Here is an 11,341-nt window from a genome sequence, read left to right as displayed (position 1 = left end):
TAAAGGAGGTTTGTTTGTCACTATTATTTTCTCCGTTCTTCTTCGCGGGTAACAACTATTTTTTTGTGACACCTCTCCTTTCCTCTGTGGTTAAAAGAAGTGGGGCCTAGTAATTTAAATAGGTTTCCGAACACAAGTAGTCAAAATCATCCTGCGTATGCCTGCTGAGGCGCAGCACAGAAGGGTTGGGCAATGGGGATATACTGAAATCCTTGGAGCTGAATTCAAGCTTCAAAGTTTTCAATGCATCTTCCGAAAGTGGAATGGGCGTTGCCGACACAAACTCTTCCCCGTCCAATGTAAATGAGTAACCGGTCTCGCCTGTGTCGGTGATGCTTTTTGCCCTCCCATCTTTTCTTACATATTTCCACAACACTCTCCTGTTTGGAAATACAAGACTATATTTTGCGTGTTTGATTTTTTCATTGTCGTCAAGCAGTGAGAATTCGTCTTTAGCCAGCAAGTGATTGTATATTTCAATGATGCCGAGAATACCATTGCCGTCGAGTGTTGGGTCGTAGTAAACAGTGCTTGTTTCATCATTCACTTTGATCACATACTTACCCGGGTCAAGAGTGGAAAGATCAATACTTACCTGTGTTACAGCACTATCAAACTTTCTTGTTTCTTTTTTTATCACCACATCAAATGCCGGTTTTTTTGTATCGAAGTTGAACGCGAGTATTGATACATCGGCTTTCTTGACGGCAGCGGGCAGTTGAAAAAAATACGCCCCATTGCTGCACGAAATAACATCGTTGCCTGCCGCATATTGCAATTGCCCTTTTCCTCTTGGTATCCAAACGGACGCATCTGAAAGGTCCTTCGCAGTCTTGCCGGTGTTTCGTTTTGCGGCTTCAAATATATTGTCGCTATTGGACTGACGCACAAATTCTCCAGTCATATAAGTTTTGCCCGGTGCGTAATTTTCAATCGAATCAAAAGTGGAAAGTCCTTTAAGTGCCCATATTGTGTTGTCTGTCAACTTTGTTTTTTTTGCTGGATTGTTTTTTCGAACGGCTTCATAAATGTTACCGGTGGCGGCGTCCATGGCAAGGTCTCCGGGCATGTAAGTTTTAGTAGCATCGTAGGCTGCAACCGGTGCGCTCAAATAAAGAATTTGGTTTTGCAGATTCTCTGATAGATTACTGAAATACAATTTGCTGTTTGCAGCCGCCAGTGTGGGCAGGTTAGTGTAGTTGAAAAATGCAGGATCATTAACTTTCAAATAAAACCTCAATACTTTGTTGCCGTATGAACTTCTGAACATTTTGATTTTATCTGTATTCAGAAATGGCTCGCCGCTTTCGTTCTGCTGAATGAATGTTATAAACGTATTGTTGATGCTGCGAAACAACAGGCGCATGCTGGTTGCCAGCGTTTTGCAATCCTGTGAGGGTATGATGGAAAGTACATTGCATTTGCGATCAAAAAAATATTCATGCAAAAGCTCTATGTTGAAAAGTACTGTATAGTTGAGTGTCATAGCGTTGTTATTTTTCTACAGCCTGTCCTTGCATTGCAAGTTGTGTAATAGGATCGCCGATCATATCGATAGCGTCGTCTTCAATTGTTACCATGCGCACTTTGTATAACACAGAAGGCAAATACTTTCCACCCAGTATCGCCCACAAATGGTTCACCTGTTCGGAATTGAGCGATACCATATCAAATATCAGTTTATCGACTTTTCTGTCGAGCACAAGGCCATTATCGGGCGGTGTGTTTTTGTGGTCAATAAAAGGACGGTATTGAAAAAATTGTATGATCAGTGAAAGGTATTGTAGTGCAGTATCGTATGAACTGTGGTTGACCGCAAAGAGGCAATATAAATTCAGGTATACTTTTGGATTGCGGTATTCAACTTTGTCGCCTACTCTTACATAATTGTTTACAGATTTTGCGAGTCTTTCTTCTTCAAGGTTTACCAGGGTGAGAATGCCCGGTGTTGTTAGTGCATCAGGTCTTGCACCTCCCGCATCTGCATCCTGTGCCTTTGCCACATTGCCGGTTGCTATGCGTTTGGTAGATGACGGGTCCCTGTCCGGGTCAAGTTTGCGAACCACATATTTGTTCACCTCGTTGGCGATTATCTTTAAAGCATTATCAATCATACTTCTAGTTAATTAGAGTGTTATAATGCCAGGGAGGGATTGTGGGTGGCGATCAGAGATGTACGGCGCAGGGCTGTAATAAATTTAGTCAATTAAACGGTGCCTTCAAACAAGCGTGCGTAAATACTTCACACGGGCTTGCCGGAAACCTGGTGTCTGCAGCCGGTTAAATGTTTTTCAAGACAACCTGAAAAGTAGTTAGTCGAAATAAATCATGGAGTTGGCATCATGGTGGCAAAACTCAATTTGAGTTGGCTTTAAATAAGTCAAAGACCAAGTATTGCCCAGGATTTCGGTCCGATAATTCCATCGGGCACAAGTCTGTTTTGTCGTTGAAATTCGCGCACGGCGGCTTCTGTTCCCGGTCCAAAAACGCCGTCTTGAGTAAGTGATAGTTTGGCTTGTAGTTGTTTAACGAGGTTACCGGAATCGCCCCGGCGTATTGTTCTTATGCCGTTTGCATTCACTGCGGGAATAAGCGGCGATGGCCGTGTGGCTCCGTTAAGAATGTCGCTGACCTTGGATCTGAAGGCATTCATGTCAAAATCAGGATCGGACTTGCGGCCACGCGGAAGTGCATACTCTTTATGCCCTGCGCAGAAACTGGCGTCTTTGCCGATGTGCTTTAGTATTGCAGCGACACCGCGATAGTAAGCATCTAACTGCACAGCGGGCCATGGCGTATCATTTGACAGGCCGGTATTTTCTGCTTCTATTCCAATGAAGTGTGTATTGCCGCTTGTTATGCCGTTCCAGCTACCGGGGCCCGCATGGTTGCATCGTCCGGCTGCAATGATGTAGAAGGTGCCATCTCGCCCCAAACCCAGGTGTGCCAATGGCCCGTGGAGATCGCTTCTGCCATTTGTGACAATACCCAGCGACGGCATGTTGCCGTTTCTGGAACCTGCTGTATGGTGACACAAGATACCTTGCACTTCTCCCATTTCTGAAATACCTCTTCGCTCCCAGCCGTCAACCGGAGCGACTTTCAGGCCTGCCTGTAATAAGACATCTTTTAGCCAGGTTAATGTAAAGCTCATTGTTGAACCCCTCCTAAGGTTAATGGTAAATCTTCATCCGGTGTTGCATCAGTATCACTTAATACTACATCGCAAAAGTCAGCATTGCTGTCGCTATCGTGTGTGGCGCCATGAATTGCGGCATGCTGCTGCACGCCACCTGCGGGCGCCCCAGCTCCAATGATAACAGGTTGTTGTTTGTTGCTGCGCCTGTCCTCGGAGCCTTCGTCTCCACTTTTCTCAGTCGGCTTTACGGTTGATCGTATGACCATAACCTTGTTCAACAGATCGAACCAAAACGGTGCGCCCAACGTTGCAGCGAACGCGGTAATTAGCCAGCCCAACAAAGGCATTAGTATGAATTGCCAAAGCCAGTATTTATTATCGGTAGTAAACCCGTGAAACGGATTATTAGCATCATTCCATCCAATGGGTATTTTGATGGAAGCCAGCGCTTTTGCTGCATCTCTATAATTCTTTTGTGTGGAGGTTGAATCTTTTACCACAGCTTCGGCCTGTGTCACAATTATTTTTCTTTCATCATCATTATGAAACAGGTAATCCGCAACTGAAAGTGTGTTGATGTTTAATCCTACTGCAAGAACCAATCCTATAAAGAAAATAATGTATTGAGTAGAACGTTTGTACCAGCCGGATATCCTGTCCATGCTGCTATTGAACCAATCCTCAAGGTTTTGTTGTAAAAGATTAAGATCGCCTTGTGCACTGTCCAGCGCAGTGAGAAACGCTCTTTGCACGTAGACATTTCCAATCTTCGAAATGTTTGCTCTGACGGACTCAACAGTGATGGGCGTAGAATTAGCGTTGGCCGCGGCTTCATTGTTATCCCGTCCTCTTGCAGCAATGTCCATCAATGTCAGCGCAAAATTTTTCGATGGAATATAGGACGGAAGATTTTTTCCACTCTCGAATATTTTCGGCTCGCTTGCTTTTTTTTCTACAGAGTATTCGCCGGTATACAAGCCGTTTATTAAAGGGTGCTCAAAAAAACTTCTGGCAATATTTTCTGCTCCCCGATCGTGCAGCAGTTCCCTGATGCCTCTTTCCAAATAAGCAGCTCTTGTTTTCAGTTTCGATTCTATGCCTTCGCGGACAGCAGTGCATATCATTGCGGATAGCATGAACATGAAAATAATTCCTATTGCCACTTCCAATACTACTGAACCAAACATTTTCTCTCAGTTTAAAGGTTTAATGATTGTTTGTCGGAATACATTTGATGTATGCAAACAAAGGTTCCTGAGCAACGGATCATTATCGCCACTGCCTGTGTTTTACATTAGTAGCGGTCAATAAAAACGATTGAAACAAAAGAATGACGGTACGTTTACAATACTGAAGTTTTGCTGAAGGGAAAGGAGTTTAAGGAGTTGATACATAAACCTATAAAAAAATATTTAGAAATAAAATAGCAAGTGATTGAATTTGAAAAGTATTTATCAACAAAAGTAGCGGGACACATCAGCTGAAGCAATCATTAAAAAGGATGATTTTTTGAAGGAAAATAACGCTATCGAACGGCTATAAACGCAAACGAAAAGACAGCATGTTATGCCTTTTGTTTGATGTTGATTATGACAATTCTTTTCATATCACCGAAAGAATGCATTTTCGGAGAGAATGGTATTATCCGAGGGGGAGAAAAAAAAGTAAGACGAAATAACTCTCGTGCTATCAATTCAAATTTCTATACTCGACAGGCGACATGCCTGTTTTCTGCTTAAACAGTCTTGTGAAATGTTGTGGGTATTTAAAACCCAGGTCGTATGCTATTTCACTAATGGACTTATCGATATCAAAAATTTTTTCCTTGGCTATCTCCATGACTTTGGATTGGATATATTCTTTCGCAGATATTCCGGTTTCTTTTTTGATCAGATCTCCAAAGTAGTTGGCGGACAAATGCAGTTCGTCTGCACAGAACGCAACAGACGGCAATCCTATGCTTTGCGGTTTGCCGGAGGTGTAATAGTCATTAAGTACATGCTCAAATCTTTCCAAAATGCCTTTATTGTTGCTATCCCTGGTTATAAACTGGCGGTCGTAAAAACGTTGGCAATAGTGTAGAAACAATTCAATGTTGGAAACGATTAAGGTTTTGCTATGTTTATCAATTGCCCGCTCCATTTCGTATTGAATCTTAGAAAAGCAATCCAATACAATTTGCCTTTCTTTTTCTGAGAGATGCAATGCCTCATTTACCTCGTAGGAAAAGAAGGTGTAATCCTGGATGTTTTTGCCCAGGGATGTGCCTTTGATCAAATCGGGATGAAACAATAACGCCCATCCTTTGGGTTCAAAAGTCTTTATACCGGGTTGCACACCAACTACCTGGCCAGGAGCTGTAAACACCAATGTGCCTTCCTGGAAATCATAGTTACTCCGGCCATATCTTAATTCACCGCATTTCAATTCCTTCAGGTAGATAGCATATAAACCAAAATTAAAAGTTCGCGCAGGCATTGGCGAAGCTTTGCTCAAATCAATTACGGTAATTAATGGATGGAGTGTTTCTACTCCCCGCATTTTGTTATAAACATCTACGCTGTCCAGTTTTACTATTTCTTCCATAACCGTATCGTTTTACTGAATAAAGTTACACATTCCTGTATCGGCATGAATACCATGAAAGGCAGATAAGTAATAATGGTAAGTAATGCAGTAATCCATATAAGTGCCGCTCCACTTTTATTGTACAATTTTACAAAACAAATGTTGCAGCGCTTTTGCTGTGGCATACTAAACACAAAAAATAGTTCAAAATGAAAAAGAGAATACTGGGCAACCGCGGATTGGAAGTGTCTGAGTTGGGATTGGGTTGTATGGGTTTGACCTTTGGTTATGGACCTGCCACCAGTGAAGCAGATGCGATTGCGTTGATTCAAAAGGCATTTGATTTGGGTATAACATTTTTTGATACTGCCGAGGCTTATAGCCAGGGCCAGAACGAACAGTTTTTAGGTAAAGCCGTAAAATCTTTTCGTGATAAAGTAGTGATCGCCACAAAATTCGGTTTTACAGATGGAGATGCTACCAAAGGTGTAGACAGCCGCCCGGAGAGGATAAGAGCCGTTGCGGAAGCATCGTTGAAGCATCTTGGCACCGATGTGATTGATTTGTTTTACCAGCACAGGGTTGATCCAAATGTACCGATGGAAGATGTAGCGGGAACAGTGAAGGATTTAATCAGGGAAGGGAAAGTTAGGCATTTTGGCATGAGTGAGGCCGGCATACAAAGTATTCGAAAAGCGCACGCAGTTCAACCGGTGGCAGCTTTGCAAAGTGAATACTCTATGTTTTGGCGCCAGCCAGAGCAGGAGATTATTCCTGTGTTAGAAGAATTAGGAATTGGCTTTGTGCCTTTCAGTCCGCTTGGCAAGGGATTTTTAACAGGTGCGATAGATGAGCACACAAAGTTTGACAGCAGCGACTTTAGAAATATCGTTCCCCGTTTTTCAAAAGAAAATCGAAAGACCAACCAGGCATTAGTGGAACTCGTAAAAACAATTGCCGGAGAAAAAAACGCGACACCTGCGCAGATCGCTTTGTCGTGGTTATTGGCTCAAAAACCATATATCGCGCCTATTCCGGGTACCACTAAAATTCATCGCCTGGAGGAAAATGTAGGTGCTGTAAACGTATCATTGTCTACTCAGGATTTAACCAATATTAAGAATGCGCTTGAAGCTATCAGGATTTCAGGTGAACGCTATCCTGCGAGTTTGCAGGCAAGGGTTGGAAAATAATGAAGCAATAAAGAGGGGGCCAATGGGCCCCTCTTTTATACCGTAACATGAGAAAAAAACATTCAAATTCTTATGTTGTTTTTCAACGTCGTTTCTTTAAAACCATTTAACAACATTGGTTCTGTTTGATCGAGGCTTCGACAAGCTCAGCCTGACACTCCGCTTTTGCTGTCCGGCTGAGCTTGTCGAAGCCTTTCAGGCTAGAGAAACCGCATTGGATTGTTTATGCTAATTTTCTTTTGCTTCTAAAGAGGAAACAATTGTGAAAGCTTCTTTTCAAGTTCTTCAGCTCTCAGGTTCTTTGCAATGATTTTACCACTTGGGTCCAGCAATACATTTTGCGGAATGGCTTTGATAACATAAAGTTTGGCTACTTCATTGTCCCATCCTTTGAGATCTGAAACCTGCTGCCATGTTAACTTATCATGGCGGATAGCATTCAGCCAATTTTTTTTGCTTGTTTCATCATCGAGGGACACGCCTAAAATGTCAAATCCCTTGTCGTGAAATTTTGCATACGACTTCACTACATTGGGATTCTCTGCGCGGCATGGTCCGCACCAGCTTGCCCAAAAATCAACCAGTACATATTTGCCTCTGTAGCTGGAAAGTCTTACAGGATTTCCCAAAGTATCATTCAGCGTAAACTCAGGTGCCATAGCTCCAACAGCAGTGTTTTGCAAACCGGTTAGCATGGTTGCATACTCTTTACCTGCAGCACTGTTTTTCAAGTTCTCAGAAAATGATTTAAACAATGGAGCCACTACATCGTATTCAGGAGTAGATCCTCCAAACCTCTTGAGGGCATCGAGGCTTACTACATTGTCATTATGAGATTTTATGAAAGAGAGATAAGCTGTCTTTTGCTCTTCCATTATAGCATTGTATTTTTTATCGAGTACAGACCTTACCGCCGTGTCTTTTTGTTTTTCTGGTGGCATGGCATTGTAGTCAGCCATGAATGCGGTCATCTGGTCCGTAGTTGGCTTCAATGCTATCCTTAGTTTTTGATAGTCATCATTGATCTTTCCGGAAACATTGGCTGTTGAGAGAGAATCTTTTCCATCAATTTTCATTTTGCCCGGTTCCAGGTAAATAGTTTTTCGTTGTACGTTTTTGCCGTTGGTTCCACCTCCTGTGTAGTTAAACAATAACGTAGCCTGTATGGGTTCTTCAATGCTTCCTTTGAATGCAAATTTCCCATTTGTAATTTTCGTTGAATCGGAAATACTTTGGCTACCCTGGCGATACGACAGATAAGCCATTGCAGGTGCGTTTATATTTCCCACTTTTCCTTTGATAGAAAAATCTGTTTTCTTCTGGGCCAGCAATGTGCCGGGCAACAAAACTGCAAGACCGATTACGCTTAATTTCATTTGTTGTTTAATTGAAGGTTATGGTGACTGGAAAGCAAAACAAGATTGTCTTTCCAGTCACCGTATTATTTTATGTGTGCAGGCTAGCGATGAGCTATTTCTTCTCTGCAGTTAGCTTTGCCAATCTTGCCCTGTAGGAATCGATGGAAGCTATCTGTGCGTCAACGGACTTCGTTGACTGATTATTCTTGATCGCATTTGCCCGCATTTCATTGGCTATCTCCTGGGCTTTATCACAATGATAATTTCTCAAAGTAATATAGAAGTAGGTCGATAGATATTTGGGATCAGGGTTTCGTTTGAGAAGGTCTTCCATCCATTTGATTCCAATCAGGGTTTGGTCAGGCTTTCCTGTGCAATTGCCCAACAGGCTTGTCAAGGCAAGCGTATAGCTATCATTGTTCTTACCATACTTCTGCAAAAAGGCATCTGCCCGCTTCATGTATTCATCAACATTTATGTTGCCGGTACTATCCTGTACTTCATATGCGCTAAAGAACATGGCAAACTCATTATAATACGGATAATTTTTAGCCTTGAACTTTGCCTTGGCAATTTCATATTCTTTCCTGGTCGCAGGATAAATCATGTTCTTTAGATACCATAAATAAGAATCGGAAATGTATTTGTCTACTGTTGTATTACCTACTGTCTTGTAATATTTTTTTACGTTGGCCTCAATGTACTCGAATGGAGAGGAAAAAGGCGCAGCCTTAACAAGCTGAACAAGGTCAAATGTGGCTTTCTTCTCTTTGTCTGCAGGGGTTAGCTCATTAAAATAAGTATTGAAGTCATTGCTAAGCTTCTCACCTCTGTAGGCATCTTTCAGCGCTTTGAAATATTTGGTTACAAATGCATACTCGCGGTTGCCTGCATTCCATTCTTTGATCAATGTAAACATATTATGATCTGGATCCAGTGCAATTTTGCCCAGCTCAATGAATGCTTCCGGAGTGCTGGAACCGGCTGCACTATGAATCATGTTACCGTCTTTATCGAGGTACATTAATGTAGGGTATGCGTTGACCTGGTATTGTTTTCCCTTCTCCACACCCACTCCTTTGTCATCGCATTGTACCTTACAATTGATGAATTGCTTGTTGTAAAAACTGCCAACTTTTTCCTGCGGAAATACATCTTTGGCCATCTCTTTACAAGGTGCGCACCAGGAAGTGTAAAAATCTACAAAAACAGGTTTGTTCTCAGCCTTAGCTTTTGCCAATGCAGAATCCAGATCATGCATGAATTCAATTCCCTGCGCATTGATGATTGCTGGCAAACCAATTGCTCCCAGTATCAGGATGAGCATTGTTATTTTATTTCTGTTGAGCATAAAAAATTATTTTATTGATGAGTGTATAGGAATATCCCTACACGTATCTGACGATTTTACTTATTCAATGTCGTTTAGTCAACGAATTTTTCTGAACGGGATGGTGTTTTTGATCCGCAGGCAACACCACTTGTCATCCCGACGAAGGAGGGATCTGCGTGATTGTTTAAGCATAGAGTTCGCTAGTGTTAGACCCAGATCCCTCCTTCGTCGGGATGACAAGCGACATGCCTTTAATTTTTCAAACAGTTTAACTAAATGACATTGAATTACTTTTTACTTAACCTACAGATAAGCGCCATTCTGTACCAGTTTTGGATTGTTGTTGATCTCTACATCCGGAACTGGAAATAATTCGCTGCCCGGCTTCCATGTTTTGTTAGGAGAAAGGGGTCCTAACACAGCTTCTGCCCTGTTGGTTCTTTTCAGGTCCAGCCAACGATGTCCCCATTCTGCAAAGAATTCAACCTGTCTTTCTTTTTCCAATGCAAGGATTAATGATGCCTGATCTGTTGCAGTGGAACCAAGTAATCCGGCGCGGGTGCGAACTGTATTCAAATCGTCTATGCCCGGCTGCAATTTGCTTCCACCCTGGCGGGCCCTTGCTTCTGAGCGTATCATATACTGCTCAGTGAGCCTGAAAACAACGTAGTATTCAGTTACAGCACCTGCGCCTGCTTTGTATTTAGCGGGGAACGCCCAAGTAGGATATGCAGGATTGCTAAATCCAATCCACTTTGCTTTGCGATTGTCATTGGCCTCAAATGCAGTTATCAACTGCTGTGTTAATTGATAGTTTGGCTGTGTGGTGCCCGCTACAAGGAACGTAGAACCTTCAAGCGTATTTGCATTGGAACGTACCGGTTGCAATTGCCAGATGGTTTCGGGACTATCTTTTTTGAAAACTTTGTCCAACGCCGGCAGAGCGGCTCCATAGGCTCCGGAAGCAATGATTGCATCAGCTTCTGACTCAGCATCTGCCCACTGACCGGTATACAAATAGGAACGAGCGAGTAAGGCGCTTGCTGTCCAGCGATTAGGACGAAGTCTCTCTGTTGTTGGATAGGCTTCTTGTAAAAGCGCCTTGGCATCTTTCAAATCTGCTACAATTTGTTTCCATACATCAGCAGCAGGCGTTCTGGGTACAAGCATGTTTTCCTGGTAATTTGTATTCAATATCAGCGGAACATCTCCAAACAAATTCACGAGGTAGAAATAACAGAAGGCACGCATGAATTTCGCTTCGCCTGCAAGCTGGTTTTTTGTCGCAGTTGTCATGCCCGTTGCAGTTGGCAGGCCATTTATAATAGCGTTGGTTCGATAGATGTATTTATAACCATCTTTCCAAAACGCAGCTACATACGTATTTGGCGGCGTTAATGCATGATCTGTAAACTCCTGGTATGTGGGAGCTGTGGTATTGCTTTGCGTCCAGATCATTTCATTTGCGGACATGCCTCCTAATGCTGTTAGTGAGAAGCATACGAAGGAACCATTGCTGCCAAACTGATCATTCATCATATCAATGTAGATTGAAAGCATGGCAGCGGTTGCAGTCTTATCATCTACAAATATTTTGTCGCTTGTCAGGACATCAGGCGGATTTTCAACGGTCACAAATTTTTTGCAGGAAGAGGATAATATCATGCATAGTAAGCACAGTGCTGTTATCAACCTGCCGGATTGCCCAACTATATGTAGTAATGTAATTTTTGTACTTTTCATTTTAATG

The 11,341-nt window shown here is 42.5% G+C and carries 9 protein-coding genes; 1 reads left to right on the top strand and 8 read right to left on the bottom strand.

Annotated features, from left to right (window positions below):
* Positions 1–106: 106 nt before the first annotated feature.
* The 5 genes from KTO63_RS25430 to KTO63_RS25410 all read right to left on the bottom strand — a co-directional run bounded on the left by KTO63_RS25430 (position 107) and on the right by KTO63_RS25410 (position 5,725).
* On the bottom strand, positions 107–1,486 hold the full coding sequence (locus KTO63_RS25430; RefSeq protein WP_217795001.1) for a hypothetical protein: 1,380 nt from the start codon (positions 1,484–1,486) through the stop codon (positions 107–109).
* A gap of 7 nt (positions 1,487–1,493) precedes the next feature.
* Positions 1,494–2,114, bottom strand: coding sequence for a DUF4255 domain-containing protein (locus KTO63_RS25425; protein WP_217794999.1), 621 nt, complete (start codon positions 2,112–2,114; stop codon positions 1,494–1,496).
* A 266-nt stretch (positions 2,115–2,380) separates the two neighbouring features.
* Positions 2,381–3,154, bottom strand: coding sequence for a peptidoglycan recognition protein family protein (locus KTO63_RS25420; protein WP_217794998.1), 774 nt, complete (start codon positions 3,152–3,154; stop codon positions 2,381–2,383).
* Entirely contained in the window at positions 3,151–4,326 is a 1,176-nt protein-coding gene (locus KTO63_RS25415; RefSeq protein ID WP_217794997.1) for a hypothetical protein, read from the bottom strand. Before KTO63_RS25415 ends, KTO63_RS25420 begins: the two co-directional genes overlap by 4 nt.
* A 502-nt stretch (positions 4,327–4,828) precedes the next feature.
* Positions 4,829–5,725, bottom strand: a complete 897-nt coding sequence (locus KTO63_RS25410; RefSeq protein ID WP_217794995.1) for a helix-turn-helix domain-containing protein — start codon at positions 5,723–5,725, stop codon at positions 4,829–4,831.
* Between the two features lie 191 nt (positions 5,726–5,916).
* Here KTO63_RS25410 and KTO63_RS25405 point away from each other — a divergent pair, with 191 nt between their 5' ends.
* Positions 5,917–6,900, top strand: coding sequence for an aldo/keto reductase (locus KTO63_RS25405; RefSeq protein ID WP_217794993.1), 984 nt, complete (start codon positions 5,917–5,919; stop codon positions 6,898–6,900).
* Positions 6,901–7,145: 245 nt separating this feature from the next.
* Here KTO63_RS25405 and KTO63_RS25400 read toward each other — a convergent pair whose 3' ends face one another.
* The 3 genes from KTO63_RS25400 to KTO63_RS25390 form a co-directional block, all read right to left on the bottom strand.
* Entirely contained in the window at positions 7,146–8,276 is a 1,131-nt protein-coding gene (locus KTO63_RS25400) for a TlpA disulfide reductase family protein (RefSeq protein WP_217794991.1), read from the bottom strand.
* A 94-nt stretch (positions 8,277–8,370) separates the two neighbouring features.
* Positions 8,371–9,609: a thioredoxin family protein gene (locus KTO63_RS25395; RefSeq protein WP_217794989.1), complete on the bottom strand. Its 1,239-nt coding sequence runs from the start codon at positions 9,607–9,609 to the stop codon at positions 8,371–8,373.
* Positions 9,610–9,894: 285 nt separating this feature from the next.
* The gene (locus KTO63_RS25390) at positions 9,895–11,334 is read right to left on the bottom strand and encodes a RagB/SusD family nutrient uptake outer membrane protein (protein ID WP_217794987.1); all 1,440 of its coding nucleotides are present in this window, start codon (positions 11,332–11,334) and stop codon (positions 9,895–9,897) included.
* Between the last annotated feature and the right edge of the window lie 7 nt (positions 11,335–11,341).

This window comes from Pinibacter aurantiacus (assembly GCF_019130065.1).
In the GTDB taxonomy this organism is placed as follows: domain Bacteria; phylum Bacteroidota; class Bacteroidia; order Chitinophagales; family Chitinophagaceae; genus Pinibacter; species Pinibacter aurantiacus.
Note: the sequence above shows the minus strand (reverse complement) of the source record. Positions and strands in the feature narration are given on the sequence as shown.